The organism is Lelliottia sp. F153, from assembly GCF_002870005.1.
Taxonomy (GTDB): domain Bacteria; phylum Pseudomonadota; class Gammaproteobacteria; order Enterobacterales; family Enterobacteriaceae; genus Enterobacter; species Enterobacter nimipressuralis.
Genome location: NZ_PKFT01000012.1, coordinates 49,427 through 75,819 on the forward strand (window position 1 = coordinate 49,427; position 26,393 = coordinate 75,819).

Below are 26,393 nucleotides of genomic sequence, written 5' to 3' on the forward strand. Positions count from 1 at the left end.
AGATGACAATTTCGGAGATACTGCAATATTGCATGAATAAACCGGGCGCCGGGCAAAGTGTCCACAGCGACTGGAAAGCCACGCAGATCAAAGTGGCTGACGTGCTGTTTGCGATGGTAAAAGAGGTAGAAGGGCGTCCGGCGGCATCGTTAAAAACCAGCCCGGAACTGGCGGACTTGTTGCGTCAGCAGCACAGCGATGTGCGCCCGAGCAAGCATCTGAATAAAGCGCACTGGAGCACTGTCTATCTCGACGGCTCGCTGCCCGATTCGCAGATTTACTATTTGGTGGATGCCTCTTACAAGCAGGCCTTTGAGCTGCTGCCGGAAAATACCCGACAGCAGCTTTCAGACTGAGGATTACAGAAGAGGTTTAAGGAAGCGCGCGGTGTGCGAGGCTTCGCACTCGGCAACTGTCTCTGGCGTACCGGAGACGAGGATTTCACCGCCGCCGCTGCCGCCTTCCGGACCGAGATCCACAATCCAGTCGGCGGTTTTGATGACATCCAGATTGTGCTCAATGACCACAATGGTGTTGCCCTGATCGCGCAGCTGATGCAGCACTTCAAGCAACTGCTGGATATCGGCAAAGTGCAGGCCGGTGGTTGGCTCATCCAGGATATACAGCGTCTGGCCCGTGCCGCGTTTCGACAGTTCACGCGCCAGCTTCACGCGCTGGGCTTCACCGCCGGAGAGCGTTGTCGCTGACTGCCCGAGACGAATGTAGGTCAGCCCCACGTCCATCAGCGTTTGCAGCTTACGCGCCAGCGCAGGCACCGCATCGAAGAACTCACGCGCCTCTTCAATGGTCATATCCAGCACTTCGTGGATCGTTTTGCCTTTGTACTTAATCTCCAGCGTTTCGCGGTTATAGCGCTTGCCTTTGCACTGATCGCACGGCACGTAGATATCCGGCAGGAAGTGCATTTCAACTTTGATCACACCGTCGCCCTGACAGGCTTCACAGCGGCCACCGCGCACGTTAAAGCTGAAACGTCCTGGCGTATACCCGCGCGAGCGTGATTCAGGAACACCGGCAAACAGTTCACGTACAGGCGTAAAGACGCCAGTATACGTAGCCGGGTTTGAACGCGGCGTACGGCCAATCGGGCTTTGGTCGATATCGATCACTTTATCGAAATGTTCCAGGCCCTGAATGTCGCGATACGGTGCTGGCTCGGCGAGCGTTGCGCCGTTCAGCTGAGTCTGTGCAATCGGGAACAAGGTATCGTTAATCAGCGTCGATTTACCGGAACCCGACACCCCGGTGACACAGGTGAACAGCCCGACCGGCAGCGTCAGCGTGACGTCTTTCAGGTTGTTGCCGCGCGCGCCAGTCAGCTTCAGCACTTTCTCTGGGTTGGCCGCAACGCGCTGCTTCGGCACGTCGATTTTGCGTTTGCCGCTCATGAACTGCCCGGTCAATGACTCCGGAACGGCCATGATGTCGGCCAGCGTCCCTTCGGCTACCACCTGGCCGCCATGCACACCCGCGCCAGGGCCGATATCGATGACGTGGTCTGCGGCGCGGATTGCGTCTTCGTCGTGCTCGACCACAATCACCGTGTTACCCAAATTACGCAGGTGGATCAGCGTGCCGAGCAGGCGTTCGTTATCGCGCTGGTGCAGGCCGATGGACGGCTCATCCAGCACGTACATCACCCCGACTAAACCTGCACCAATCTGGCTTGCCAGACGGATACGCTGCGCTTCGCCGCCGGAGAGGGTCTCCGCTGAGCGAGAAAGTGACAGATAGTTCAGGCCGACGTTCACGAGGAACTTCAGGCGATCGCCAATCTCTTTCAGCACTTTCTCCGCAATCTGCGCGCGCTGGCCGGAGAGCTTAAGATTGGTGAAGAAGTCCATCGCATGGCCGATGCTCATGTCTGAGATGGTCGGCAGCGCCGTGTTCTCGACAAAGACATGGCGAGCCTCGCGGCGCAGACGCGTCCCTTCACAGGTGGTGCAGGAGCGGTTGCTGATAAATTTCGCCAGCTCCTCGCGCACTGCGCTGGACTCGGTCTCTTTGTAGCGGCGTTCCATGTTATGCAACACGCCTTCGAACGGATGGCGGCGCACGGAAGTATCGCCGCGATCGTTCATGTACTTGAACTCGATGTTCTCTTTGCCGGAACCTGACAGCACCACTTTATGAACATTCGGGCTTAAGCTCGCCCACGGCGCTTCGATGTCGAACTTATAGTGTTCGGCCAGGGATTTCAGCATCTGGAAGTAGTAGAAATTACGGCGATCCCAGCCGCGAATCGCGCCACCCGCCAGCGAAAGCTCCGGATTCTGAATGATGCGATCCGGATCGAAATATTGCTGCACGCCCAGACCATCACAGGTAGGGCACGCGCCAGCCGGGTTGTTAAACGAGAACAGACGCGGTTCCAGTTCGCGCATGCTGTAGCCGCAAATCGGACAGGCAAAGTTCGCGGAGAAGAGCAGCTCTTCGGCTTTCGCATCGTCCATATCCGCGACGATAGCGGACCCACCCGACAGCTCCAGCGCCGTTTCGAACGATTCGGCCAGACGCTGCGTGAGATCGTCGCGCACTTTAAAGCGGTCAATCACCACTTCAATGGTGTGTTTCTTTTGCAGTTCCAGCTTCGGCGGATCGGAAAGGTCACACACTTCCCCGTCGATACGCGCGCGGATGTAGCCCTGGCTTGCCAGGTTTTCCAGCGTTTTGGTGTGCTCGCCTTTTCTGTCTTTAATGATAGGCGCCAGCAGCATCAGGCGTTTGCCTTCAGGCTGCGCCAGCACGTTATCCACCATCTGACTGACGGTTTGCGCGGCCAGCGGCACGTCATGATCCGGGCAGCGCGGCTCGCCCACGCGGGCAAACAGCAGACGCAGATAGTCATGAATTTCAGTAATCGTACCGACCGTAGAACGCGGGTTGTGGGACGTTGATTTCTGCTCAATGGAAATGGCAGGCGACAACCCTTCGATATGGTCGACGTCCGGCTTTTCCATCAGTGACAGGAACTGACGCGCATAGGCGGAGAGCGATTCAACGTAACGACGCTGTCCTTCGGCATACAAGGTGTCGAAAGCCAGAGATGACTTGCCAGAACCCGATAGCCCGGTCACGACAATCAGCTTGTCGCGAGGGATTATGAGGTTGATATTCTTGAGATTATGGGTGCGGGCGCCCCGTACTTCGATCTTATCCATTCACCTTTCCCGGTAGAGACTCGGATGCCTGGTTTGTTTGAAGGACAAACGGCAGAAACGGCTAATTATGACACAATCTGACCTGTTTTAATATACAGTATTGGAAAGCAGGTTCCGATTTAATGTGCAACAATGTTTAGGTAGCGTGAGTTCTGTGGAATCGCGGTCGCAGCTATCAAATTGCACCGTGGAAATGGTACACTCGCGCGTTTACACTATTAAGAAACGTATTCAGGAGACACAATCATGGCCAGCAGAGGCGTAAACAAGGTGATTCTCGTCGGTAATCTGGGCCAGGACCCGGAAGTACGCTACATGCCGAGTGGTGGCGCAGTTGCCAACATTACGCTGGCTACTTCCGAATCCTGGCGTGATAAAGCGACCGGTGAGATGAAAGAGCAGACTGAATGGCACCGCGTTGTGCTGTTCGGCAAACTGGCAGAAGTGGCTGGTGAATATCTGCGTAAAGGTTCTCAGGTGTATATCGAAGGTCAGCTTCGTACCCGTAAATGGACCGATCAGTCCGGTGCAGAAAAGTACACCACTGAAGTTGTGGTAAACGTCGGCGGCACCATGCAGATGCTGGGTGGCCGTCAGGGCGGTGGCGCACCTGCAGGCGGCGGCCAGCAGCAGCAGGGTAGCTGGGGTCAGCCTCAGCAGCCACAGGGCGGCAATCAGTTCAGCGGCGGCGCGCAGTCTCGTCCGCAGCAGCAGTCTGCTCCAGCACCGTCTAATGAACCACCAATGGATTTCGACGACGATATCCCGTTCTAAGACTCAGAACGTGCTGTCGCCTGGCGGCACGCTGTTTGCACTGGCCTGCTCATCATTTTGCAGGCCAGAGAAGCGCTGCACCGCCCGGTGATAAAACGCAAAAGCTCCTTTTTGGGGCTTTTTGTTTTTTATCTCTCCAGGGAAAATGGCTAGCGTTCGGGCTGCATATACTCCTGGTGAAAATGCTCTTTACTGATCGGGCGGGAGAAGAGAAAACCCTGTCCGTATTTCACACCGTGGCGCAGCATTGCGGAGACGTGCGTGTAATTTTCCACGCCTTCAATAATGACATCGATATCAATCTCATTGATATAATCCAGCATTAAAAACGTCTTTTCGATATTTCCGGCAGTCAGACAACTTCTGTCGAGCTTAATATAGTCTGTCGTCCAGATAGCGAGCCGTGATTTCAATGTTTCCAGGCTATCAATACCATCCCAGGCGAGCTGAATGCCGGCTTCGCTCAGCTGGTCGAGATTTTGGCAGACAGATTCTTCCGGCGTATCGATGATATCCGTAATTTCAAAAATAAAGTTTCGCGGTGACAGATTATTTTGCTGCATCATGTCTAACGCGCGCGCCGAAAATTCGGCATCGTTCAACTGTACCTGAGAAATATTCAGGGTAAAAAGCGGATTTTCCCGCAACGCCTGCGGCTGTCTGGCGATAAATTTAAATGCCTGGGCCATAACATAATCACCCATCGGCAAAATTCCGCCCGTCTCTTCCAGCTGGCTGATAAAACAATTCGGTGGCACGATATTGCGCCGATGGGTGCCGCGCACCAGAACTTCACCGCCTATACAGGCGAAGCGCGAAAGATCGAAAATGGGTTGAATAACAAAATCGATACCAGCATCGAGCTTGTTTTTTTCGACACACTGAACAACAAAATGTGTACTTTTTTCCATGCCAGCCTCATCACCATAACGTTACCCGTTCAAAGCGACACACTCTGCGCCAGACTTAAACAGGAAGGGCAACAATGTGGCGCTGCGGTATGAGCCAGTGTATTACTGCATTCTGAAGGAAGTATAAATACGGAAAAACGTTTGAAACGGGAAAGAATAATATTATGGGAAATTTTATTGTTTTACATCTGGAAATGAAATTTCCCATAGGGTGAATAACAATAACGTCATTCGTTCTTTAAATCGTATTCGATAAGTTTCCAGGTGACGGGGTAGCCATTTTGCCAGGGCATCGTGTCACCCTTTATAACATTTACCACATTGGTCACCGCAGGATTATCTATTCGCCAGTAACCGCTTTGCGGACATGCATTTCCACTGGAGCGTTTTATACCTAAGGGGCTGCGCGAGGATTCTGTTTGCGATCCGTAGGCGGCTACGGTTGCCATGGTCAAATTACTACTGTCAATTTTCATTATTAAGTATCCATAATTTAATCATCCCATTTTTAATATTGCGACAAAATAACAACAAAACTTAACACCTCATTCTCATTAATTATAAATATAGATACCCTGAATGGGTTTATATTGCAAAGTGGGGAGGCATTCGCCACAATAGAGCTATTATTGGATGAAAGTTGAGCAATTATGATCTCTCGCCGCATTCTGTTTTGCCTCATGCTAATGTTGAGCAGCAGCGCCATGGCGGTGAACTGCCAAAGAGCCGTCACGCCGCTGGAAAATACGATTTGTAATAACGACAACTTGCACTGGCTCGACAGCACCCTGTCGGTGGTTTATCAGCAGGCGATTCATCAGGATGGTCTGGCGGCAAACGATAAAGAGTATCTCCACTGGGAAAAGCTGCTGGAAAAATGCACAACTGCCGTCTGCATTGAACGTGCGTACTACGCCGGGATCAGTGGGATTTCCAACGTTAACCGCGATTTTAAGTGGGAAGGCAAATGGTGGAACATGCTGGCACCCAATATGAGCGGCGGGGTGATCCAGTTCAGTCGCAGTGCACAGTGGAGCGAGACGCTGGATATTCGTGCCTGGGCGGGGCTAAACAAAGATGAATTCACCGCCGAGGCGCGCAAACTCTACGGGATGCTGGTGGTCGAGAAGGTGGTGGACACCAACAACTGCAAACTGCTGCTTATCCCCAAACACGACGGTTCCCTCCAGGTTTACAGTAACTCCGACTGGGGCTGCCGCATGTCGATGCCAGCCGGAGTATTCCTCGATGGCGCTTATCAGATGGCGGAACACGATCCGCGCCCCAAAGCGACGCTGCTCACCCTCGGGATCTTCCAGGATGCCGCCCTCGACGACAAATTCCGCACGCTGGTCGGCGACGATTACCAGAACTTCGTCAACAGCGCGAACGTCTATATTTATCAGAATGATATCGACAACATCGGTGCCCGCGTGATCTCCATGTGGGTGCAAGGCGCGGCAAACAAACACACGGCTATCGTGATGTACACGCCGAAAGGGGAAATCTGGGCCGGGCTGATTTCGCCAGCGAAAGGGGGTGGCCTGATGTTCAGCTATTACAGCACCGACGGTAGCGATCAGCGTCATATGCCGCGCACCCTCGCCGGATGGAAACTGCGTTTTTTGGATGATTAACTGGCAGGAAATGCCGGGTAACGCAGCGCTTGCCCGGCTGACAACACCACTCACGCAGTGCCGCCGGGCATTCATCACGGACTACGATAACGTCCCCACAATCGTCAAATCACTGTCATCCGGCACCTCGTTATACGACAGCACATTCAAATTGCTGGCAAACAGACGTCCATAGCGTGAAATCAATGGTCGCAGCTGCGGCGTCACCAGCAGCAGCGGTGGCATCCCTTTCGCTTTCATCTGCTCCTGAATAATCGGCATCGTGTTCTGCAACTGCGTCAGAATGTTCGGGTCGACCGGGAAGCTATCCAGCGCCACTTTTCCACTCTGTTGAGACTGATTTAGCGCGCCCAGCAGCATATTCTCCAGCGCGTTATCAATGGTGTAGGCCGCCAGCTTCTGCCGGTCACCATTGATATTATGAATAATGGCGCGACGCAGGGCGTAACGCACGTCGGAGGTCAGCAGGATCGGATCTTTAGTCACTGCCGAGCTTTCCAGCAGCGTCGAGGCAATGGTGACGATATCTTTCAGTGACACCTGCTCCAGCAGCAGCTGGCGGTAAATCCGCAGCAGCAGACTAAAGTTGAGGGCGTTCGACAAATCCTCCGCCAGCTTCGGTGCCTGTTGCGCCAGACGGGCGTGCAGATGGGTAATATCGTCGTAATTAAACAGCTCCGGCAGATGCTCACGGGCGACTTTATTGACATGCGTCGCGACCACGCTGGCGCAGTCCACTACCTGATAACCCAGATTCAGCGCATTGGCTTTCTGTTCCGGATCGATCCAGACGATCGCCATGCCGTACGCCGGATCTGTATCCAGCACGCCGTCGATTTCGCCGTACAGCTCCGCCCCTGGAATCGCCATCAGTTTTTCAGCGTACACCTCCGCCAGCGCAGTGCGGATGCCGTTGATATGAATCGCATATTGCGCAGGCTTGAGGCGGAAATTCTCCCGGATGCGAATCTCCGGCAGCAGCACGCCACACTGCTCAGACACCACCTGGCGCACCCCGCGAATACGCTGCGACAGCGGGCTGCCCTTTGCCGAGTCAATCAGCGTCACCAGTTTGTACCCCAGATTCAGGCCAATCGGCTCCACCAGCGGAATGCTTTCCCAGTTGATGGCAGGCGCGACATCCTGGCCCAGTGCATCGGTAATCGCCTCGTAATCCGTCTCTTCTTCGGCGGGTTTAACCACTTTGCTCTGCCGCCAGGCGGCAAACAGCAGTAAACCGGTGAAGCACAGAAACGCGATGTGTGGCATACCCGGGACAATCGCCAGAATAAACATGACGAAGGCGGCGGTGTAGAGCACATGCGGTTTGGCCAGCAGCTGGGTTTTGATCTCATCGCTGACGTCATCGCCGTCGCTGACGCGCGTCACGATAATCGCTGCGGCGGTCGCCAGCAGCAGGGAAGGGATCTGCGCCGCCAGGCCGTCACCAATGGTCAGCAGAACGTACTGCTGGAACGCGTGGCTGGCATCAAGATCGTATTTGAAGATACCGATACAGATCCCGCCGATGACGTTAATCACCAGCACCATGATCCCGGCGATGGCGTCACCACGGACAAACTTCGAGGCCCCGTCCATCGCGCCGTAGAAGTCGGCCTCTTTCGACACCTCTTTACGCCGATCGCGCGCCTGTTTCTGGTTAATCAGTCCCGCATTCAGGTCGGCGTCGATCGCCATCTGTTTACCGGGCAGGGCATCAAGGGTAAAACGCGCCGATACTTCGGAAATACGCTCTGCCCCTTTGGTGACCACCACAAAGTTGATGATCATCAGGATGATGAATACGACAAAGCCGACAACGAAATCGCCGCCGATCACCACCTGTCCAAAGGCCTCGATCACCTTACCGGCTGCACCTTCCCCTTCGTGGCCGTGGAGTAACACCACGCGCGTGGAGGCGACGTTCAGGGTCAGTCGCATCAGGGTGGTGATCAGCAGGAGCGTCGGGAACACGGCAAAATCGAGCGGACGCTGCATGTTTACCGCCACCAGCAGGACCGTCACGGCCAGCACGATGTTGAAGGTAAACAAAATATCCAGCATCAGCGGAGACAACGGCAACATCACCATCGCCAGCACGCTGAGCAGTAATATCGGTACGCCGATGCGGCCCTGACGGAGAATGGCAAGCATTTGCTGTGACTTACTGTTCGCCATGGGTTTTTAATACCTCTTTAGGAATGTTGATCTGTTTGTTCAGGTTCGGTTTGGCCTCAAGCTGGCCGGTGCGCCAGGATTTGAGCTGCATGACGTAGGTCAGCACATGCGCAATGGCGCGAAAAAGCTGGGCCGGAATTTGCTGGTTAACGCGCGTGGAGTGGTAAACCGCTCGCGCCAGCGGCGGAAACTCCACCACTTCAATCTGGTGCTGGCTTGCCACTTCACGGATGTAGAGGGCGATATCATCGACCCCTTTCGCCACGATGTACGGGGCTTCTGCTTTGTTCGGATCGTATTTCAGCGCCACCGCGAAATGGGTCGGGTTGGTGATGATCACGTCCGCTTCCGGTACGGTGCGGTTAATCTGCCCCATCGCCATCTGGCGCTGGAGCTGGCGGATACGCCCCTTGATCTGCGGATTCCCGTCGTTATTTTTGTACTCTTCCTTCACCTCTTGCTTGGTCATGCGCATCTTTTTGGTGAACATGAATTTGGTCAGCGGCACGTCGAGCAGAGCAAAAATCACAATCACCGAAATGAAGTAGATCAGCACATGGTGAAAAATGCCAAAACCGGCGTGGATCGCCTGGTTGAGGTTCAGGCGCTGCAGATGCAGCAGCGGATTCAGGGAGCTGTGAACCATCGAATACAGCACCGCCAGAATTACCCCGCACTTGAGCATCATCTTGCCCACTTCCACATAATGGCTGGCGGCGAACATGCGCTTTACGCCGCTGATCGGGCTGATTTTTTTGAAATCGGGCTTCAGCTTCGACAGCGTAAAAATCCAGCCGCCGGGGATCAGGCTCGCCACAATACAGGCCAGTGGAATCGGCGCGAGGGTGGCGATAAAGCGCAAGATCACCGAGACGTTGAGCATCAGAAACTGGCTCAGCGCGCCGCTATCGTCCAGCCGCCCGGCCATCATTCCCACCGAGGTAAAAGATTCCGTAATCAGCTGCTGGTAATAGGGGAAAAAGCTGCTCAAGGTAATAAACGAGGTCAGCAGCCCCACCGCCATGGTCAGGTCTTTCGAGCGCGGCAGATCGCCCTTTTCCCGCGCTTTGCGCAGTTTCTGGGGGGTGGGTTTTTCGCTCTTATCTCCGCCCTGGGCCATCAGTGGCTCCTTACGGCTTCGAGCCTGGCCAGAATTTCATTGGTCAGGTTGAGATAGTGGTCGGGAATATTGGTCATCATCATTGATATACAGAGCAGGCCGAACAGCATGCTGATGGGAAAGCCGAGCGAGAACAGGTTCAGGGTCGGAGAGATGCGGTTCAGCAGGCCAAACCCCCCTTGCACAATCAACATCACAAAGGTGGTGGGCAGGGCGATTAATGTCGCAGCAGACATTATCCAGCCCAGGCTTTGTACGATTAATAATAATGTCGGTTTATTAATCGCCTGACCGATGGGCCACCAGACAAAGCCTTTAAACAGAATCGTCACCACCAGCAGATGCCCGTCCATAATGAAAAACAGCAGGGCGCAAAAGGTGTAAATAATCTGCGAAATCACGGTGGTCGAGCTGCCGTTGACCGGGTCGTTCATCATCGCCATCCCGAGGCCCATATTCATCGAAAGAATATGTCCGGCGGTCTGCAGGGCGACAAACACCAAATGCATTGCCATGCCAAACAGCATGCCCCACAGCATTTGCTCTCCGATGAGCAGAAGGGTACGCACCGACAGCAGCCCGGTGAGCAGCACTTTTTCCGGCAGCATCGGGGTGATAATCACCGACAGCGCGAGGGCGAGCGCCGCTTTGATGCGTTTGCTAAAGGCGCGGTTATCCAGCACCGGGCAAAAGTGGATAAACGCCAGAATGCGCACAAACGGCAGAACGAGCGCCATCAGCGGGTTTATCAGAGTGAGAATATCGATGCCCATGGCCGTCAGCCCACCAGCGCCGCCGCCTGGTGAAAGAGGTTGACGGTAAAGTCGACTAACTGGGTCAGCATCCATTTGCCGCCAATGATCAACACCGCCAGCGTCACCAGCAGACGCGGCAGAAAGCTCAGGGTCTGTTCGTTAATTTGCGTGGTCGCCTGAAAAATACTGACGCACAGGCCGACGATCAGGCTCGGCACAATCGCCACCGCCGAGATAATCAGCACCAGCTTGATGCCGCTCGCCATGATGTCACCGGCAATATCCATCGTGACCATGGCTATACCCCTTGCACGCTGGAGGTGAGGGTGCCGACAATCAGCGTCCAGCCGTCACAGAGCACAAACAGCATCAGCTTGAACGGCAGCGATACAATCAGCGGCGACAGCATCATCATCCCCATCGCCATCAGAATACTGGCGACAATCAGGTCGATAACCAGGAACGGAATGTAGATCATGAAGCCAATCTGGAAGGCGGTTTTCAGCTCGCTCAGCAGGTACGCGGGGGTGACCACCGTCAGATCCTGCTCGCGCGGATCGCCCGTCACTTTGGCGATATCCATCATCTGCGCCATCGCTTTATTGCTGGTTTGCGCCAGCATGTAGTTCTTCAGCGGCGTCTCCGCTTTGCCAAACGCCTGTTTCATGGTGATTTCATCATTCTGAAACGGCACGATGGCCTCATCGTAAATCGTCGTCCAGACCGGGCGCATCACCAGCAGCGTCAGGGCCAGCGCGATGCCGGTGAGGATTTTGTTCGGCGGGCTTTGCTGCAGCCCGAGCGCCTGTCGCAAAATCGCCAGCACGATGATAAATCGCGTAAAGCAGGTCATCATCAGCACCATCACCGGCAGCAACCCCAGCAGGGTCATCAGGATCAGGATTTCAATTTTGACGTTGTAATCCTGGCCGCCGTCGGTGGTGGCCGAGCTAAAGAGCGTAATATCGCCGTTCGCCGCAAACAGCTGCGGTGAAAAGAGCAGCCCGGCAAACAGCAGCGCGGGCGCCACGGCGCGAAGCAGCGGTTTCATCGCGTCAGTTCACCCAGTTCTTTGCTGTTGAACTCCAGAATGCGCAGGCCGTATTTATCGTTCAACACCACCGCTTCGGCTTTACCGAACAGAATGCCGTTCACTTTGATGTCCAGCGCTTCACCGGCCATTTTATCCAGCTCAATCACCGAGTCATGGTTGACGGTCATCAGGTCGGCCAGCGAAATCTCGACCGACGCCACTTCCAGGGTCAGGGTGACCGGAATGCGGCTGAACAGCGCCATTTTGCGCAGGTCGTCGATGCCGCTCGCCGTCTCAGGTTGTTCCTGAATATCCAGGCGGATATTGCCTTCAACCGTCTCTTCGCGCGGCATATCGCCGAGGTTGAGATCGCTGAAATCCAGGGACTGGCTCAATTCTTGTTGCAGATCACTCATAAGGCTTCTCGATGGTTCTGTCGTTAAATCCACAGAGGAATAACTTGCTGTGGTCTTCGGCGATGTTGGCGTCAAAAATCTGCTCTTTCCCGATATACACAGGAACGGGATCGTTGATGCTCATAGGGATGATGTCGCCCGGCTTGATCTTGGCCAGTTGGGCGACGGTTAAATTCAGGCTGGCGACTTTGCCGCTCAGTTTTAGCGGCAGGCTGTAAAACAGACGTTCGATCTGCGAACGGTCCGGCGTGGGTTTAGGGCCAGCGTGGCTGTCCGTCAGCGGGTCGCGCAAATTCATCAACATGTGATCGACGTGCTGATTATCAAATAACAGCGTAAAACTGCCGTGCTCATACCCTTCGAGACTAAAAGTGACGCACCACGCCCACTGATTAATAATGGTGGTGTTGTCGCTTTTAATTTCGAGGTCCTGGCCAAAAGTCTCTTTATCAATCAGCAAACGGGTGAGATCCAGCCCGATTTTTGTTTTAAGACGATCTTCTGTTTTGGTTACCGGTTGGCTGGTGTCCGGTGAAATATTACCGCTCTCTTTCCCCAGGCCATAATAGTCATGAAGAATGTGCAGGAGTAATGAGCGCTCGATGCTAAAGGCAATGGAACCGAGCGGCGTGGAAAAAAGTTGGGTGTTTTTATGCGTCTGGTCAATCGCAAACGTCATCGATTCCAGTGCGACATTTACCCGCAATTTTTTAAGAAAATAAATGCTCAGGCGCGAATCAAAGATATCGAAGCTGTCATTCATTAACTTGGGTAATTTATGCCATGGGCGACCGAGCTTGCTCACATCGAGCTTCACCATGTCGGGAATCGCCTGACGTGGGTAGATTCTGATTCGCTGAGGAGCTGCTTGCATAGTTCTTCCGCATAAAAAGAGTGATAAGCGTAAAGCGTCAGAGATAAAACAAAAAACGCTAATCGGTTCTAAAATAATTTAAGTTTCTTAAAACGGTGCCGCTTTATCTATTCAGGAGGGATAACCAGCCAGAGATAAATCCAGACGCACACAGTTTATTAAGGACAAGAATTAGACTCTTTTTAGACGATCGGCACAAGATTGTCCGGGTTATTAATTCCTTATTTTACAGGCGCTTATTAAGATTAATAACTTTTGTAACTCTATGATATTTATAGATTAATATTTTAATACCCATTAAAAACAAGACATCTCACCCCGCACCGATATACTGCGCTTCAGTCATGAATTCCGATGCTTCACTGTATCCGGTGACTTTCGTAACCCATATCGAAATTATGCATTTATAAATATCCGCGCCAGGCGGCGGAATATCTGTGCAGCAGTTTCAGGTTAATGAATTGATTAAATTGTTGGTGAGTTGTTATGAGTATTGTTATTGAACATGAAGCCCAAAATGAAAATGGATTTGTTGCCAGCGCACCAGAAAGCGTCAATGTATTTTCATTAGCGCGTCGCGTGGCTAAATATAATGTATCGGTACTTATTACTGGCGAGACCGGAACAGGAAAAGAGTGTATCTCCCGCTATATTCATGAGAATGCATTAGGTGCCGATGCGCCTTATGTTGGCGTGAACTGTGCGGCCATTCCGGAAAGCATGCTTGAGGCAATTTTATTCGGCTACGAAAAAGGTGCTTTTACCGGAGCGGTCACAGGCGTTGCCGGTAAATTCGAACAGGCGAATGGCGGAACCTTATTGCTCGATGAAATTGGTGATATGCCGTTAGCCCTGCAGGCGAAATTATTGCGCGTTTTGCAGGAGCAGGAAGTTGAGCGTCTCGGCAGCCATAAACGTATTCCTCTGGATATTCGTCTGGTCGCCTCCACCAATAAAGATTTACAGCAGGAAATTGCCGAAGGGCGTTTTCGTCAGGATCTCTTTTACCGTATTTCCGTCGTACCCATTCATATCACCCCGCTGCGTGAACGCCGTCAGGACATTATTCCTTTAGCGCTGCGTTTTATTGCCAAATATAAAGCCTTCCATAAAGGCAATATTCGTCTGAGCGACGAAGCGCGTCACGCGCTGCTGGCTTACGAATGGCCGGGCAACGTGCGTGAGCTGGAGAACGTTATTCAGCGCGGCATGATTCTGAGCAACGGCGAAGAGATCACGGCGGTGGATTTTGGCCTGCCGGTGATGATTCCTACCGTCGAAATGCCTGACCTCGACGTCATGCCCGCCTACCGCGAGCAGCAGAGCGCGGCCAGCGCGATGAGCAACGTGAAGCTTCATGGCCGGATGGCGGAGTTCCAGTACATCCTCGAACTGCTCAAACGTCACAACGGCAACAAATCTAAAACGGCGGCTTTTTTGGGTATCACCCCGCGCGCGCTGCGCTATCGACTGGCGTCAATGCGTGAAGAAGGCATTGATGCCGGTTGCTACTCGTAACCGCATAAGGGACTTAACCAATGGACAAAATTACCGCTATCGGTCTTCACGCCAGCCAACAGGCGATGCTGGACAAAATGCACAATACGGCCGCGATGGCGGCGTCTGGCGCAGTGAATCAGGGGCAGATGATCGCCCCCGGTGCGTCGTTTCCCGACGTGGCGGGCGCAGGCAATCTCTCCTTTTCGCAGGTGTTGAATAACGCGATCGATAACGTCGATGCGGTCCAGCACTCTGCCGGAGCAAAGCAAAAAGCGATTGAAATGGGACAGAGCGACGATCTGGCTGGTGCGATGATCGAATCGCAGAAGGCGAGCGTGGCCTTCTCCGCCATGATGCAGGTTCGCAACAAACTCACCACTGCGCTCGACGAAGTGATGAATACTCCGCTCTAAGGTCTCCTCCGTGCTGAATAAGTTAAAAGAAAAACTCTCCGCTTTACCCTTGCCTGCCGGGCGGCTGAAACCCCAGTGGCTGATTACCGCAGGTGGCTTGCTGCTGGTGGGGGCGATCGTCTTCTCCCTGTGGCGCAGCAATCAGGGCTATGTGGCCCTGTACGGCAGCCAGGAAAATATTCCCGTGGCGCAGGTGGTGGAAGTTCTGGGCGCAGAGGCGATTGCCTACCGCATAAACCCCGACAATGGCCAGATCCTGATCCCGGAAAACAAGCTCCCGCGTGCACGCATGGCGCTGGCGGCGAAAGGGATTACGGCGGTGATGCCGGAAGGCTACGAGCTGATGGACAAAGAGGAGATGCTCGGCAGCAGCCAGTTTGTGCAGAACGTTCGCTACAAACGCAGCCTCGAAGGGGAACTGGCGCGCAGCATTATGGCGCTCGACCCGGTGGAAAGCGCCCGCGTGCATCTCGGCCTGAGCGAATCCAGCTCCTTTGTGATGACCAACAAACCGCAGAGCAGCGCCTCGGTGATGTTGCAACTGCGCTACGGCAAACATCTGGATGAGCAGCAGGTCGCCGCGATTGTCCAACTGGTCGCCGGCAGCGTGCCGGGCATGCAGGCAAACAGCGTGCGGGTGGTGGATCAGGCGGGCAATCTGCTGTCGGAGAACGGCCAGCAGGGCACCACCAATATGGCCAGCATCCGCCAGGGGCGCGATGTGATTGAGCGTATCAAACACGAAACCACCAGTAATATCGCCGGGCTGCTGACACCGCTGTTTGGTAGCGAAAACTACCGCATCAGCGTGACGCCGTCCGTGGACATGAGCAGCGTCGAAGAGACCCAGGAGCGCCTGGGCAAAGATCCGCTGGTCAGCGACGAGAATATCTCCCGCGAAAACACCACCAACGAGCTGGCGATGGGCATTCCTGGCTCGCTCAGTAACCGTCCGGTGACGCCACCGGCAGCCGCCACGGCACCTGACGCGCAGCAGCAGACCACGCAAACCCAGACCAGCGATCCGCGCTCCCTCACCAACCGCACCCAGGAGCAGCGTAAGTTTGCCTTCGATCGCGATATCCGCCACATCCGTCATCCCGGCTACAAGCTGGAGAAACTGCGCGTGGCAGTGGCCCTGAATCAGGCCGCGCCGTCTCTCGCCTCGATGACGCCGGAACAGCTCGCCACGCTGACGCGGCTGGTCGAGGACGCCGCTGGCATCGAAAAAGATCGCGGTGACTCCCTGACCCTCGACCGTCTGACCTTTGTTGATATCACGGGCGACGGCCTGCCGGTGCTGAAGTGGTGGCAAGACCCGTCCATTCAATACTGGGGACAAATGGGCGGTATCGGCCTGCTGGCGCTGTTAACCCTGCTGTTTGGCGTGCGTCCTCTGGCTCAGCGCCTGGCGCGCCGCGATACGCCTGCCATCGATGCGATTGAAGCGAAAGGGCTGGACGACGCACCGGAAAATGAGCTGGTCACCACCGAAAACGGCCTGACCGGATTGCCAGGACCGGCATTCAATCAAGATACCGACTTGCCGCCACTCAGTTCTGGCCTTGAAACCAAGGTGGAATACCTGCAAATGCTGGCGGAAAACGAAACCGAACGTATGGCTGAAGTACTGAAACAATGGATCAACAGCAATGAGCGAACACCTAATAAACAAGAGCAGTAAAGGTAGCGTCAAAAGTGGACGCAGCCGCCTGGAGCAGGCCGCCATTCTGTTGCTCAGTGTGGGCGAAGAAGCTGCCGCAAAGCTGATGCAGAAGATGAACCGTGATGAAGTGATTTTACTCAGCGACACCATGGCGCGGCTGCACGGCGTGAAGGTGGACCACGCGCGCTATGCGATGAACAACTTTTTTGACGACTACCGCGAGCAGAGCGGTATCAACGGCGCCTCGCGCAGTTATCTGCGCAGCATTCTGGAGAAAGCGCTGGGCGGCGAAATCGCCAGCAGCGTGATCAACGGTATCTACGGGGACGAGATCCGCCACCGCATGGCGCGTCTGCAGTGGGTCGACGTGCCGCAACTGGCAGCGCTGATTGAGCAGGAGCACCTCCAGTTACAGGCGGTATTCCTCGCTTTCCTGCCGCCGGACGTGGCCGCTAGCGTGCTCAGCGCCCTGTCGCAGGAGCGTCAGGACGAAATCGTCTGGCGTATCGCGCGCCTCGATGACGTTAACCGCGACGTGATTGACGAACTGGATCGCCTGATCGAACGCGGCGTGGCGGTGCTGTCCGAGCACGGCTCGAAAGTGGTCGGCATCAAACATGCCGCCAATATCGTCAACCGTATTCCGTCCAACCAGCAGCAACTGCTCGATCAGCTGCGCGAACGGGATGCGGGCGTAGTGGAGGAGCTGGAAGAGGAGATGTACGAGTTCTTCATCCTGAGTCGCCAGACGCCAGCCACGCTGCAACGTCTGATGGAGGAGATCTCCATCGAAGAGTGGGCGGTTGCCCTGAAAGGCACCGAGCCGGTACTGCGCCAGACCATTTTCAACGTTATGCCGAAACGCCAGGTTACCCTGCTGCAATCCACCACTACGCGTCTGGGTCCGGTTCCTGTGAGCCGCGTCGATCATGTGCGTAAAGAGATCATGGCCACCGTCCGTCAGTTGGCGGAAGAGGGTGAGATTCAGGTGCAACTGTTTGCCGAACAGACCATGGAGTAACCATGTTTAAAAAGCACAGCTTACCCTTAAGCGCCCTGACCCCGACCCGACAGGCGGTGATCAAACCGCGCCTGTACAAATTCCCGCCGCTGCGTAAACGCCGCCCGGCACACAGCGTGGCGGATGATATTCCCGCTGCGGCTGACGGCGCGGCGATACAGGAGCAGCTTCAGCAGGGATTTCAGGACGGCCTGAACCGTGGATTTGCCCAGGGTATGGAAGAGGGTAAAGAAGAGGGATATCAGGAGGGGCTGCGCCTCGGTTTTGACGAAGGCGTGCGGAAAGGGCGATCCGAAGGGAAAACCCAGGCGCGCCAGCAGTTTCTCGACGCGGCCCATCCGCTGGATGAGATCATTCAGTCGATGGAAACCTTCATGGCGAACTACGAACAACGTCGCCGCGAGGAGTTATTACAGCTGGTGGAGAAAGTGACCCGGCAGGTGATCCGCTGTGAACTGACCCTCCATCCTACGCAGATTTTGACGCTGGTGGAGGAAGCGCTGAGCGCATTGCCCCAGCAACCCGAGCAGATCAACGTCATGCTTAACAGCGAAGAACATCGCCGCATCAGCGAAGCCGAACCGGAAAAAGTGGCCCAGTGGGGGCTAATGGCGGACCCCGATCTGGCCCCCGGTGAATGCCGCGTGGTGACCAACACCACTGAAATGGACGTGGGCTGCCAGCACCGGCTGGACCAGTGCATGGACGTGCTGAAAGAGACGCTGCTGCCGGAATCCCGCGATGAGTAACACCGATTTCGCGCAGGTTTTGCGCTCCATCGACAACATCAACCTCGCCCGCGTGGCCGGGCGCCTGGTGCGCGTGGCGGGCATTTTGCTGGAGTGCGTCGGGTGCCGTCTCGCTGTCGGCCAGCTGTGCCAGGTCGAAAGCGCCGAAGGGGAGTTTATCGAGGCGCAGGTGGTCGGGTTCGATCGCGACGTAACCTTTTTGATGCCCTTCAAACAGCCCTCCGGCCTGATGGCGGGCGCGCGCGTTTATCCCGCCGATAAACAGCAGGGGGTGCTGATTGGCGATCAGTGGCTCGGGCGGGTGGTGAACGGCCTCGGCGAGCCGATTGACGACAAAGGCAAACTCTCCGGCGACACGGTACTGCCGCAGCAACTCCCGCAGGTGCATCCCCTTCGGCGTCAGCCGGTGGCCGCGCCGCTCGACGTGGGCGTGCGGGCGATTAACGGCCTGTTGACCATCGGCAAAGGCCAGCGAGTGGGGCTGATGGCGGGAAGCGGCGTTGGCAAAAGCGTGCTCCTCGGCATGATCACCCGCTATACCCAGGCCGATGTGGTGGTGGTGGGGCTGATCGGCGAGCGCGGGCGCGAAGTAAAAGAGTTTATCGAACATTCGCTGGGGGAAGAGGGGCGGCGCAAATCGGTGATCGTCGCCGCGCCAGCCGACGAATCGCCGCTGATGCGTATCAAAGCCACGGAGCTGTGCCACACCATCGCCAGCTACTACCGCGACAAGGGTAAAGACGTCCTGTTGCTGATGGACTCCTTAACCCGCTACGCCATGGCGCAGCGTGAAATCGCCCTTTCGTTGGGCGAACCGCCCGCCACGAAAGGCTATCCGCCATCGGCATTCGGCATGATTCCGAGACTGGTTGAAAGCGCGGGCAACAGCGAAAGCCACGGCTCAATGACCGCAATCTACACGGTGCTGGCAGAAGGCGATGACCAGCAGGACCCGATAGTCGACTGCGCCCGTGCGGTGCTGGACGGGCACATCGTCCTGTCGCGCCATCTGGCGGAAGCGGGCCACTACCCGGCCATCGACATCGGGCAATCCATCAGCCGCTGTATGAGCCAGGTGACGGAGCGCGAACACCAGCTTTCGGCGCGCACCCTCAAGCAGCTGTACGCCGAATACCAGAGCATCAAGCCGCTCATCCCGCTGGGCGGATACGTGGCGGGCGCCGATCCGATGGCCGATAAAGCGGTCAATCTCGCCCCGGCGATCACCCGGTTCCTGCAGCAGGAAGTGCAGGATGCGGCGCTGCTCGAAAAAACCATCTCCGATCTCAACGTACTGGCGAAAGCAGGATAATCGACGATGAGTAAACTGATTCAGACCCTCGAACAACTCCATGTGCTGCGCAACCGCGCGGTAAAAGATCTCAGCAGCAAACTCGCCACCCAGCAGCAGCTGTGCCAGCGCCTGGAGAAGAACATTCACGCCCTGTCGAACCTCGTCAACCACAGCACGCCGGAGATGCAGGGCAGCGCGACCATGCTCCACAACCAGTCGTTCTACAAACGCAATATCCAGCGAGTGATCGACTGGCAGCGGCAGGAGCAGGCGCTCGCGACAGTCGAAGCGCAAAAATTGCAGGGGAATTTGCTGGCGGAATCGCGCCGGGAAAAGAGCATCGAACTGGTGCTCGATGGTCGTCGACAGGACCTGCGCCAGGCGCAGGAGCGCCGCGAGCAAAAAGTCACTGACGCCGTCTCCGCGCAGTGCTGGTTAAGACAACAACAGGCCCAGCGGCAGCGATAAGATGGCTACTAATTTGATGCAGTCGCTGCTCAAACGCCAGCAGCAGAAAAAAATCACCGAATTCCCGTTTGTCAGCGTGATTTGTCCGACGTGGGAGCGCCGGGCGTTCCTGCCCTATCTGCTCTATCTCTTTCAGTATCAGGACTATCCGGCCGATAAACGCGAGCTGGTGATCCTCGACGATTCCGCGCAAAGCAACGAAGATCTGATCGCCATGATGGTCGATGCGCGCGTGGACAATGTGCGCTATATCCACAGCCCGGAGCGGCTGGATCTCGGTGAAAAACGCAACAAACTCAACGAGCTGGCCAAAGGGGAGTACATCGTCTGCTTTGACGATGACGACTACTACCCGCCGAACAAAATCAGCGCGCAAGTGGGCGAGATGCAGCGCAACAACGCCCTTTTTTCCGGCAGCGACACCATTTATATTTGGTACAGCCATCTCGATAAAATCTATCGCACTCATTCGTTTGGCGCCCACCACGCCCTGAACGGCACCTTTGCCTATCACCGCCACTTCCTGAAAAACCATCGCTATGAAGACACCGCGAGGCTGGCGGAAGAGCAGGTGTTTCTGAACAACTTCACCGCGCCGGTGCTGCAAATCGATCCCCGCGAGGCGATTTTGTGCATTTCGCACAGTGCCAACACCTACGACAAAGATTTCGTGCTCGGCTCCAGCCAGCCTACGGCGCTGACGCTGGAAGATTTCGTCTCCGATCGCAATCTGCTGAACCACTATCGCCGCCTGAGCCACGCCCCGCTCAGCACCTCCGTGCAGTGGTCGGCGTTCGATAAGGTGGCGGTGCTGTATGACCAGCCCGATGAGCTTGAACATCAGCGTCAGGCGCTGGTCGCGCTTGGACTCGATGCGCAACAGCTGGTGCCTTTTGCCCGCGACGGGCAGGACGAGCTGACGTCCCACTGCCAGGTGCTGGACACGGCGATGCACGAGCAGTGGCAAAGCGTGGTGCTGGTGGATGCGTCGGTGAAATACGTGCGCAAAGAGATGTCGATAAAAACGGTAAACCAGCTCCTTTCCCGCCTGGCTCATATCGACTGGCAGGTGGTGATGCTGGGGGCGCGCTATCAGCGTATTTCACCTCTCAAGGCGTTGCCGGGCGTGGCCCGCATCGCGCGCGGTGACTGCGGCTGCGCGTATGCCGTCAACGGCGAATACATCCCCGAGCTACTGGCGTGCTACCGCCAGGCCCTCGCGCAACAGCTCACTCTTGATGAATGCTGGCCTGCGCTCATGCAGGCCCGCTGCTGGCTTGGTCTGCAGCCGAGCTTTGCTTTTTTACCCGAGATATCCGACCGCGAAAGCGGGAAGCGTATCGATTGCACCCACTGGTTTTTTCGCAAAAACTTTCAATGAAGAAGGGCCGCCACTCCAGCGGCCGGAGTACCCTATGGAACTGATTGAGCACTACCAACCCGAATATGTCGTCCGCTTTGCCGAGCGGGTACGGCCCTGCGAATGCCCTGCCTGTCAGGGGCGTACGGACGACTGGCCCGTCACTCACGTGAAGCTGAAAAACCAGCAGCGCGACAGCCTCGACGCGGGCTGCGAGACTGCGGCCCGCGAGATCCTGCTCAACCCGCAGGCCTTTGTTCTGCATACCTCAACGACCCGGCCGCAGAGCGAGCTGGGGCTGAGCGCCTGGGACGAAACCCTGAACCAGCAGTGCATCAACCTGGCGGTCCATCCGGCGCTGACGCTGGAGAGCAGCCTGTACGCCATCGGCGTGTTGCTCAGTAAAGCGCAGCGTTATCTCGACAGCGATCAGTGCGAGCCGCACCAGCTGCTGGAGATGGGCGAGCAGCTTGCGGCGCTGGCGGAGCGCGGCATCCTCGACGAACAGCTGCGCCTTCTGCCGCCGATTGAGGTGAATCGCGTGGAAGCGCTGGAGCAGATGGGCGCGATGCGTCTGACCCTCAATCTGCCGGCAATGCAGAAAATGAGCATGATGCTGAAGCTCAGCGAGCTGGCGGTGATGCAGCCTGCCCGTCTGCAGGATCGCTTACGCGAGCTGGAAGCCGGTGCCGCGCGCAACGCCCTGCTGAACGAACAGCCGCATATCCTACGCAACGCCCTGATCTATAAACTGTATGGCGAATGTCTGCCAGGCCCCGACGCCGACAACTACGGTGATGTGCTGATGTCCCTGACCCGCATGATGTTTCAGCTGAAAATGCTGTGCGCCATGTGGCTCGAAGACAACGCTCAGCTCACCCACAACGATGTGGTGGCGCTGTTTAGCGCGTGGTTTAACTGGCAGAGCGGAAATGTGTGGAAGGGGGCGAATTCTGCGGATTACACGTTGCTGTGTGGGCTGTCGTTGATTTGATGTTCCAGGCCGTCACTATTAACGTTAGCCGTTCAGCCTTTTAATTTAAATAGACATCAAAACCATGAAATAACGTTTTGATGTCTATGTTTTTTCTCTTTCTCTACAGAGGGTTATTGTGGGTCAGGCTTCTGCTGATCACGACAGAGTTACCGTCGCCCTTACGAAATCGCGTCCAAAGATTTAAAGAATAGCGGGCGATAATCGACTATGGACTGTTCGATATCGCTTTTATCCTGGATTTGAAAACCGGCGCAAGGATAAAGCCCCAGCCAGCAATCTTTCATCATTAGATGCCACCAGTTCACATCCAGCACCGCATGCGGCGGTGGGTTTTCAAGCTCCAGCAAGGTCAGGCTCTGGCGAAAATTATCGAGCAGTGTCGTAAAGTAATGGCGGTTCACCCGGTACGCGCATGAGCACCAGGCCCGGTTCACCCGCAGCAGATACTCAACGCTTTTAAGCGGCGTAACGTGCTGATAATTCGCCGCCAGCAGGGCAACATCCCAGCGAAGCGTGCTCAGTCTGGTTAACCAGGCATTGAGCCGGGTGATGCTTTGCGCATCGCGGCAAAACTCAAAGTCATCTTCCAGAATCAACACATCGTCCCAGTCTTGCGCTATCGCCATCTCCAGTACGGCGATGTGCGATTTCACGCACCCTATGGCACCGGGCGTGGCTTTGATCCCCTCGAAGCGGATGATTTTTTCTTTCGGCGCGTTCAGCTCGCGAAGCTGACGTTTCATGCGAACATTACGGTCGCGGCGGTGGGCCAGATTGATATAGACAATCCGGGAGAAGGCATCCCAGTTAATTGGTTCGTTCATTGTCAGTGCCTGATAAATGCGCGTGCGATCGCCACTGGAATGCTTGTATCTGCCCGGGCTTCGATGCCGGTGAACAGATAGCGATGGAGGTATTTTTTGAGCTGCTCGTGGCTGAAATGCTGATAAAACGCCCGTCCCAGCACCTCTACCGGCTTGCGATAGAGCTTCGCCTCAAGCCCCACGGTGGAGTTGATGGTGATGACTCTTGCAGCGGCTTTGATCAGATCGACGGTATTTTCCTGGGTGATTTTAAAGCCGTAGCGTTGCTGGAGTCTGGCAATATTCACCAGTTCAGACGGCACTGTTTCCGCCGGATGAATTTTGACGACCAAATCGCGTTTTTCCTGACGCGCGGCCCGGCTGGCGTGACGGATTGCATCTTCGTTACGCAGATCGGCATTCAGCCACAGCTGCGTATCATAGGAGACCTGAAGTGGCAAAAACAGGAAATCGCCCCGTCTGCCCAGAACGCGATCCTGGGAAATCTCACTGATTAATTTTTCACACGGATTATTGCGTGCCTGGAGCGGCGGCTGGCGTTTTTCGGCTTCGTACTCTGCCATCCACTGCGTGTGGAAATCTTCCGCTACATCTGGCAGCGCATCAAGACATTCCGGGTTCAGGGCCAGCGCGGACCGGGCATTGGAGCCAGTCGGATCGATAAATACTTTGTTGGGGAAATTCGAGAGTTCTACGTAACGTGTCGTGATATTGCGCTGGTGGCAAAAGAGCGTGGCGGGCTGTTCAGCGAGGCCATTGCCTGAACACAGGATCATCTTGCGCATGCTGTTCAGCTCCGGCTTGTTCATCAGCTGAAGCAGGATATAAAGATAAATATTCCAGCAGCGCTGATATTCCAGTTTCTGAATCAAAAATTCGCGTGAGCCACGGATATCGCTGTCGATGCGGCTAAAGAGCACCGGTTTTTGTTGCTGAAAAGCCTCCGGCGAAGGGAGGTTTATCTCCCCGGAAATAGGGCAAAGCGCAACGTTGCTGAGATTTTCACTGAGCCAAGCCGAGATCGGCTCCCAGGGGGAAATGGCTACGATCTCTTGCTGCTCCTCGGCGGGCAGTGCGTTGATCACGCGCGAGTAGAATTGCGCGTTCTCGATGGTTTCCATGTAAAAACCAATCATCTTACACCTGCCGATAAAGCCAGTTCTCCGGCTCGCCTACGTTAAACAGGTTTTGCAGAACCTCCTGCTGCATCGCCAGCACCATGCCATTGCTGTCGTTCAGCGTTTTACATTCTGCGGCTGCTTGCTCCAGCGAATCCCAGAGCGTGTTGAGCTGCGACTGATTGGCGGCGGGCAGGCGGGTGAAGAGCGTGCGCAGGCCGTGCGCCCCGGCGGGGATACCGAGCCGGGTCAGGAGCTGATAGCGCTGCTTGCTGTTTTCCAGAAGCTGTTCATACACCGTGAAAATGCTGGCGTTCAGCGTCTCCAGTGCCTGCGCGTTACGCGCAATCAGGAACTGACGCTGATCCGTCAGCAGGGTCTTTAGCTGGTTGTAATGGTTGCGATCGTCGACCATGCCCTGAATCAGCGTTCTGACGCTCTGTGCGGCGTTACTCATTTTTACCTCTGATAGTATTGCTCTATCGCGCTTGTCAGAGCATCGAGATCGACGCTGATTTTCCCGCTGGCGATAGCCTCTTTCATACTGGCGACGCGAGCCATATCCACTTCTGGCAGGCTTGCCAGCTGCGTTTGCGCATCACCGAGAACCGGATCAATCGCGGTGGTGCGTGCAACTTTCATCTCCTCAGCACCTGCGGTGCGAGTCTGTGCCGTCGCACTGGACTGATTAATCGCGCTCGTCATGGCGTACTGGGGGGATGTCACTTTCATCGCTTACTCCATCTTCTTGTTTGTGCAGGTTGCGTCAGCTGTTCAGTGGGCGGAAAAAACGTTTCCGATCTCCATACCCCTGTAAAGCGACGCACTCAGGGCGAAACTTAAGCCCTGCGTAAAGTTTTTTAATTTTTCGCGCTCAGGCTGGTTCTGACCACGCCCATCTCGCTGACGATGGCGGTCACTTCCCGCTCGCTGCTCTCATTCTTCACTTTGATCATCTCGCCTTTGCGCCCTTTTTTGCTGGCGATCCCCATGGTGCGGGCCTCGACGCCGTCCTGATCGGCAATCATCAGCACCCGCTGACCGCGCTCAACCATCACCGGCGAATCGAGTTGACTCATGCTTAAAGGCTGGAGTTCCCGCACGCGGCGCTTGAGCGTCAGGCCAACCACATCATCCGGATGGGTGACGTAACTGCTGCGCAGATTGCTGATATTGAACTTCTTCAGGGTGATATCGGACGGCCCGAGCACGTGCCCGCGCTCCAGGGTGTTTTTGGCCATCAATACGGCGAGATAGATGTCCGGTTTGACCGTCACCGCCACTTCCCAGCCGCCCGCGCTTTCGCAACGTACGTCAAAACGCAGCCTGCGCAGATCGAGGCGTTCGCCCGTCGGCATGCTGACGGTGAGCGGGGCGGCGCAGGGGGCGTACTGCGAGATTTCAGAGGGAATAAACAGATTGAGCTTTGCCTGGTAATCCTCCCAGCGGCTGCGCTGGGCTTCCTGACGAATCGCCTCGGAGGCCGCCTGCTGGACGCGGGAATGCACCTGCTTACGGGCGCTGGTGGGCTGGGGCGGCGCGGCGGCGGAAGCCGCGGAAAAGCACAGTATGGCTGCGGTCAACGAGGAGCGGAAAAAGCCCTTCCCATTGCGCGGTGAAAACAGTGATAAAACGCTATTAATCATGATGTTATGAACCTGGCACGATAGTTGCTTTAAAAATTGCAGCAACACGGACTATCGGCACTGTCCACCATCACGAAGGAGTGAGTTGTGAGTATTAGTTTTGATAAGGCATTGGGCGTTCATCCGCAAGCTGTAGCACTTCGACTTTCCAGGGCGGAACTGCTTTCAGCAAACCTGGCTAACGTCGATACACCCAATTTCCAGGCTAAAGATATTGATTTTGCGGCGGAGATGCAACGTTCGCAGCGGGATTTCTTTCCCGGCTCGGCGGCGCAACAGATGTATCGCGTGCCCTATCAGCCCTCCTCGGACGGCAACACCGTTGCGCTGGATGTGGAACAAACAGAGTTTGCCAAAAACGTTCAGGACTACCAGATGAGCCTGGCGTTTTTGAATATGAAATTCACTGGTCTGAAGAAGGCCATTGAAGGTAAGTAATTGAATCAGGTAACGATAA

28 protein-coding genes are annotated in these 26,393 nt (G+C 55.5%); 13 read left to right on the plus strand and 15 right to left on the minus strand.

What is annotated here, in order from left to right; translation table 11 throughout:
• Positions 1 to 2 precede the first annotated feature (2 nt).
• Positions 3 to 356: an MmcQ/YjbR family DNA-binding protein gene (locus F153LOC_RS19705; protein WP_100778051.1), complete on the plus strand. Its 354-nt coding sequence runs from the start codon at positions 3 to 5 to the stop codon at positions 354 to 356.
• A gap of 3 nt (positions 357 to 359) precedes the next feature.
• Here F153LOC_RS19705 and uvrA read toward each other — a convergent pair whose 3' ends face one another.
• A complete protein-coding gene (gene uvrA, locus F153LOC_RS19710) occupies positions 360 to 3,182 on the minus strand; it encodes an excinuclease ABC subunit UvrA (protein WP_100778050.1) in 2,823 nt (940 codons plus the stop codon).
• 246 nt (positions 3,183 to 3,428) lie between these two features.
• On the opposite strand from uvrA, the gene ssb1 reads away from it, so the two are divergent.
• Positions 3,429 to 3,956 carry a single-stranded DNA-binding protein SSB1 gene (gene ssb1, locus F153LOC_RS19720; RefSeq protein ID WP_100778048.1) on the plus strand — a complete coding sequence of 176 codons (528 nt, stop codon included), beginning with the start codon at positions 3,429 to 3,431 and terminating at the stop codon, positions 3,954 to 3,956.
• A gap of 149 nt (positions 3,957 to 4,105) precedes the next feature.
• Here the strand turns inward: ssb1 and F153LOC_RS19725 are convergent, their stop codons facing one another.
• Complete coding sequence (locus F153LOC_RS19725) at positions 4,106 to 4,867, minus strand: EAL domain-containing protein (protein WP_102105614.1); 762 nt, start codon at positions 4,865 to 4,867, stop codon at positions 4,106 to 4,108.
• Positions 4,868 to 5,094: 227 nt separating this feature from the next.
• The gene (locus tag F153LOC_RS19730) at positions 5,095 to 5,343 is read right to left on the minus strand and encodes a hypothetical protein (RefSeq protein ID WP_100778046.1); all 249 of its coding nucleotides are present in this window, start codon (positions 5,341 to 5,343) and stop codon (positions 5,095 to 5,097) included.
• A 228-nt stretch (positions 5,344 to 5,571) separates the two neighbouring features.
• Here F153LOC_RS19730 and F153LOC_RS19735 point away from each other — a divergent pair, with 228 nt between their 5' ends.
• Positions 5,572 to 6,504, plus strand: a complete 933-nt coding sequence (locus F153LOC_RS19735; protein ID WP_232730997.1) for a lysozyme inhibitor LprI family protein — start codon at positions 5,572 to 5,574, stop codon at positions 6,502 to 6,504.
• 81 nt (positions 6,505 to 6,585) lie between these two features.
• On the opposite strand, the gene F153LOC_RS19740 is transcribed toward F153LOC_RS19735, so the two are convergent.
• From F153LOC_RS19740 to F153LOC_RS19770, 7 genes are read right to left on the minus strand one after another with little or no spacing between them, the layout of a single operon-like run.
• Entirely contained in the window at positions 6,586 to 8,682 is a 2,097-nt protein-coding gene (locus tag F153LOC_RS19740) for a flagellar biosynthesis protein FlhA (RefSeq protein ID WP_100778044.1), read from the minus strand.
• Positions 8,669 to 9,805 (minus strand): flagellar biosynthesis protein FlhB, encoded by a 1,137-nt coding sequence (gene flhB / locus F153LOC_RS19745; RefSeq protein ID WP_369804828.1) that lies wholly within the window; start codon positions 9,803 to 9,805, stop codon positions 8,669 to 8,671. The genes F153LOC_RS19740 and flhB overlap by 14 nt, the downstream gene beginning before the upstream one ends.
• Positions 9,802 to 10,575 carry a flagellar biosynthetic protein FliR gene (gene fliR, locus F153LOC_RS19750; RefSeq protein WP_100778042.1) on the minus strand — a complete coding sequence of 258 codons (774 nt, stop codon included), beginning with the start codon at positions 10,573 to 10,575 and terminating at the stop codon, positions 9,802 to 9,804. The genes flhB and fliR overlap by 4 nt, the downstream gene beginning before the upstream one ends.
• Before the next feature lie 5 nt (positions 10,576 to 10,580).
• Complete coding sequence (gene fliQ, locus F153LOC_RS19755; RefSeq protein WP_100778041.1) at positions 10,581 to 10,853, minus strand: flagellar biosynthesis protein FliQ; 273 nt, start codon at positions 10,851 to 10,853, stop codon at positions 10,581 to 10,583.
• Positions 10,854 to 10,855: 2 nt separating this feature from the next.
• Positions 10,856 to 11,608: a flagellar type III secretion system pore protein FliP gene (fliP, locus tag F153LOC_RS19760; protein WP_100778040.1), complete on the minus strand. Its 753-nt coding sequence runs from the start codon at positions 11,606 to 11,608 to the stop codon at positions 10,856 to 10,858.
• Positions 11,605 to 12,006: a FliM/FliN family flagellar motor switch protein gene (locus F153LOC_RS19765; protein ID WP_100778039.1), complete on the minus strand. Its 402-nt coding sequence runs from the start codon at positions 12,004 to 12,006 to the stop codon at positions 11,605 to 11,607. The genes fliP and F153LOC_RS19765 overlap by 4 nt, the downstream gene beginning before the upstream one ends.
• Entirely contained in the window at positions 11,999 to 12,880 is an 882-nt protein-coding gene (locus F153LOC_RS19770; RefSeq protein WP_100778038.1) for a FliM/FliN family flagellar motor switch protein, read from the minus strand. Before F153LOC_RS19770 ends, F153LOC_RS19765 begins: the two co-directional genes overlap by 8 nt.
• A gap of 486 nt (positions 12,881 to 13,366) precedes the next feature.
• Here F153LOC_RS19770 and F153LOC_RS19775 point away from each other — a divergent pair, with 486 nt between their 5' ends.
• The 9 genes from F153LOC_RS19775 to F153LOC_RS19815 are packed head-to-tail and all read left to right on the plus strand — an operon-like array spanning position 13,367 to position 22,345.
• A complete protein-coding gene (locus tag F153LOC_RS19775) occupies positions 13,367 to 14,398 on the plus strand; it encodes a sigma-54-dependent Fis family transcriptional regulator (RefSeq protein ID WP_100778037.1) in 1,032 nt (343 codons plus the stop codon).
• A gap of 20 nt (positions 14,399 to 14,418) precedes the next feature.
• Complete coding sequence (fliE, locus tag F153LOC_RS19780) at positions 14,419 to 14,793, plus strand: flagellar hook-basal body complex protein FliE (protein WP_100778036.1); 375 nt, start codon at positions 14,419 to 14,421, stop codon at positions 14,791 to 14,793.
• Positions 14,794 to 14,803: 10 nt separating this feature from the next.
• On the plus strand, positions 14,804 to 16,477 hold the full coding sequence (fliF, locus tag F153LOC_RS19785; RefSeq protein WP_102105613.1) for a flagellar basal-body MS-ring/collar protein FliF: 1,674 nt from the start codon (positions 14,804 to 14,806) through the stop codon (positions 16,475 to 16,477).
• Positions 16,446 to 17,480 (plus strand): flagellar motor switch protein FliG, encoded by a 1,035-nt coding sequence (locus F153LOC_RS19790; protein ID WP_100778034.1) that lies wholly within the window; start codon positions 16,446 to 16,448, stop codon positions 17,478 to 17,480. Before fliF ends, F153LOC_RS19790 begins: the two co-directional genes overlap by 32 nt.
• A 2-nt stretch (positions 17,481 to 17,482) precedes the next feature.
• Positions 17,483 to 18,229 carry a flagellar assembly protein FliH gene (gene fliH, locus F153LOC_RS19795; RefSeq protein ID WP_102105612.1) on the plus strand — a complete coding sequence of 249 codons (747 nt, stop codon included), beginning with the start codon at positions 17,483 to 17,485 and terminating at the stop codon, positions 18,227 to 18,229.
• Positions 18,222 to 19,541: a flagellar protein export ATPase FliI gene (fliI, locus tag F153LOC_RS19800; RefSeq protein ID WP_102105611.1), complete on the plus strand. Its 1,320-nt coding sequence runs from the start codon at positions 18,222 to 18,224 to the stop codon at positions 19,539 to 19,541. The genes fliH and fliI overlap by 8 nt, the downstream gene beginning before the upstream one ends.
• Positions 19,542 to 19,547: 6 nt before the next feature.
• Positions 19,548 to 19,991, plus strand: coding sequence for a flagellar export protein FliJ (fliJ, locus tag F153LOC_RS19805; protein WP_102105610.1), 444 nt, complete (start codon positions 19,548 to 19,550; stop codon positions 19,989 to 19,991).
• A gap of 1 nt (position 19,992) precedes the next feature.
• Positions 19,993 to 21,372, plus strand: a complete 1,380-nt coding sequence (locus F153LOC_RS19810) for a glycosyltransferase family 2 protein (RefSeq protein WP_233210378.1) — start codon at positions 19,993 to 19,995, stop codon at positions 21,370 to 21,372.
• Between the two features lie 34 nt (positions 21,373 to 21,406).
• The gene (locus F153LOC_RS19815; RefSeq protein ID WP_102105608.1) at positions 21,407 to 22,345 is read left to right on the plus strand and encodes a hypothetical protein; all 939 of its coding nucleotides are present in this window, start codon (positions 21,407 to 21,409) and stop codon (positions 22,343 to 22,345) included.
• Between the two features lie 161 nt (positions 22,346 to 22,506).
• Here the strand turns inward: F153LOC_RS19815 and F153LOC_RS19820 are convergent, their stop codons facing one another.
• From F153LOC_RS19820 to flgA, 5 genes are all read right to left on the minus strand, one after another.
• The gene (locus tag F153LOC_RS19820; RefSeq protein ID WP_102105607.1) at positions 22,507 to 23,172 is read right to left on the minus strand and encodes a glycosyltransferase family 25 protein; all 666 of its coding nucleotides are present in this window, start codon (positions 23,170 to 23,172) and stop codon (positions 22,507 to 22,509) included.
• Between the two features lie 2 nt (positions 23,173 to 23,174).
• Positions 23,175 to 24,308, minus strand: coding sequence for a hypothetical protein (locus F153LOC_RS19825; RefSeq protein ID WP_102105606.1), 1,134 nt, complete (start codon positions 24,306 to 24,308; stop codon positions 23,175 to 23,177).
• Position 24,309: 1 nt separating this feature from the next.
• On the minus strand, positions 24,310 to 24,747 hold the full coding sequence (locus F153LOC_RS19830; RefSeq protein ID WP_100778026.1) for a flagella synthesis protein FlgN: 438 nt from the start codon (positions 24,745 to 24,747) through the stop codon (positions 24,310 to 24,312).
• Positions 24,748 to 24,749: 2 nt separating this feature from the next.
• The gene (gene flgM, locus F153LOC_RS19835) at positions 24,750 to 25,022 is read right to left on the minus strand and encodes a flagellar biosynthesis anti-sigma factor FlgM (protein ID WP_100778025.1); all 273 of its coding nucleotides are present in this window, start codon (positions 25,020 to 25,022) and stop codon (positions 24,750 to 24,752) included.
• Between the two features lie 128 nt (positions 25,023 to 25,150).
• Positions 25,151 to 25,936 (minus strand): flagellar basal body P-ring formation chaperone FlgA, encoded by a 786-nt coding sequence (gene flgA / locus F153LOC_RS19840; RefSeq protein WP_102105605.1) that lies wholly within the window; start codon positions 25,934 to 25,936, stop codon positions 25,151 to 25,153.
• Positions 25,937 to 26,023: 87 nt separating this feature from the next.
• Here flgA and flgB point away from each other — a divergent pair, with 87 nt between their 5' ends.
• Positions 26,024 to 26,374 (plus strand): flagellar basal body rod protein FlgB, encoded by a 351-nt coding sequence (gene flgB, locus F153LOC_RS19845; protein WP_100778023.1) that lies wholly within the window; start codon positions 26,024 to 26,026, stop codon positions 26,372 to 26,374.
• The last annotated feature ends 19 nt before the right edge of the window (positions 26,375 to 26,393 follow it).

Excerpts from the sequence above, each read along its gene's own strand:
- F153LOC_RS19705 (WP_100778051.1), top strand. The coding sequence starts at position 3 with ATGACAATTTCGGAGATACTGCAATATTGCATGAATAAACCGGGCGCC.
- uvrA (WP_100778050.1), bottom strand. The coding sequence starts at position 3,182 with ATGGATAAGATCGAAGTACGGGGCGCCCGCACCCATAATCTCAAGAAT.
- ssb1 (WP_100778048.1), top strand. The coding sequence starts at position 3,429 with ATGGCCAGCAGAGGCGTAAACAAGGTGATTCTCGTCGGTAATCTGGGC.
- F153LOC_RS19725 (WP_102105614.1), bottom strand. The coding sequence starts at position 4,867 with ATGGAAAAAAGTACACATTTTGTTGTTCAGTGTGTCGAAAAAAACAAG.
- F153LOC_RS19730 (WP_100778046.1), bottom strand. The coding sequence starts at position 5,343 with ATGAAAATTGACAGTAGTAATTTGACCATGGCAACCGTAGCCGCCTAC.
- F153LOC_RS19735 (WP_232730997.1), top strand. The coding sequence starts at position 5,572 with ATGGCGGTGAACTGCCAAAGAGCCGTCACGCCGCTGGAAAATACGATT.
- F153LOC_RS19740 (WP_100778044.1), bottom strand. The coding sequence starts at position 8,682 with ATGGCGAACAGTAAGTCACAGCAAATGCTTGCCATTCTCCGTCAGGGC.
- fliR (WP_100778042.1), bottom strand. The coding sequence starts at position 10,575 with ATGGGCATCGATATTCTCACTCTGATAAACCCGCTGATGGCGCTCGTT.
- fliQ (WP_100778041.1), bottom strand. The coding sequence starts at position 10,853 with ATGGTCACGATGGATATTGCCGGTGACATCATGGCGAGCGGCATCAAG.
- fliP (WP_100778040.1), bottom strand. The coding sequence starts at position 11,608 with ATGAAACCGCTGCTTCGCGCCGTGGCGCCCGCGCTGCTGTTTGCCGGG.
- F153LOC_RS19765 (WP_100778039.1), bottom strand. The coding sequence starts at position 12,006 with ATGAGTGATCTGCAACAAGAATTGAGCCAGTCCCTGGATTTCAGCGAT.
- F153LOC_RS19770 (WP_100778038.1), bottom strand. The coding sequence starts at position 12,880 with ATGCAAGCAGCTCCTCAGCGAATCAGAATCTACCCACGTCAGGCGATT.
- F153LOC_RS19775 (WP_100778037.1), top strand. The coding sequence starts at position 13,367 with ATGAGTATTGTTATTGAACATGAAGCCCAAAATGAAAATGGATTTGTT.
- fliE (WP_100778036.1), top strand. The coding sequence starts at position 14,419 with ATGGACAAAATTACCGCTATCGGTCTTCACGCCAGCCAACAGGCGATG.
- F153LOC_RS19790 (WP_100778034.1), top strand. The coding sequence starts at position 16,446 with ATGAGCGAACACCTAATAAACAAGAGCAGTAAAGGTAGCGTCAAAAGT.
- fliH (WP_102105612.1), top strand. The coding sequence starts at position 17,483 with ATGTTTAAAAAGCACAGCTTACCCTTAAGCGCCCTGACCCCGACCCGA.
- fliI (WP_102105611.1), top strand. The coding sequence starts at position 18,222 with ATGAGTAACACCGATTTCGCGCAGGTTTTGCGCTCCATCGACAACATC.
- fliJ (WP_102105610.1), top strand. The coding sequence starts at position 19,548 with ATGAGTAAACTGATTCAGACCCTCGAACAACTCCATGTGCTGCGCAAC.
- F153LOC_RS19810 (WP_233210378.1), top strand. The coding sequence starts at position 19,993 with ATGGCTACTAATTTGATGCAGTCGCTGCTCAAACGCCAGCAGCAGAAA.
- F153LOC_RS19815 (WP_102105608.1), top strand. The coding sequence starts at position 21,407 with ATGGAACTGATTGAGCACTACCAACCCGAATATGTCGTCCGCTTTGCC.
- F153LOC_RS19820 (WP_102105607.1), bottom strand. The coding sequence starts at position 23,172 with ATGAACGAACCAATTAACTGGGATGCCTTCTCCCGGATTGTCTATATC.
- F153LOC_RS19825 (WP_102105606.1), bottom strand. The coding sequence starts at position 24,308 with ATGATTGGTTTTTACATGGAAACCATCGAGAACGCGCAATTCTACTCG.
- F153LOC_RS19830 (WP_100778026.1), bottom strand. The coding sequence starts at position 24,747 with ATGAGTAACGCCGCACAGAGCGTCAGAACGCTGATTCAGGGCATGGTC.
- flgM (WP_100778025.1), bottom strand. The coding sequence starts at position 25,022 with ATGAAAGTGACATCCCCCCAGTACGCCATGACGAGCGCGATTAATCAG.
- flgA (WP_102105605.1), bottom strand. The coding sequence starts at position 25,936 with ATGATTAATAGCGTTTTATCACTGTTTTCACCGCGCAATGGGAAGGGC.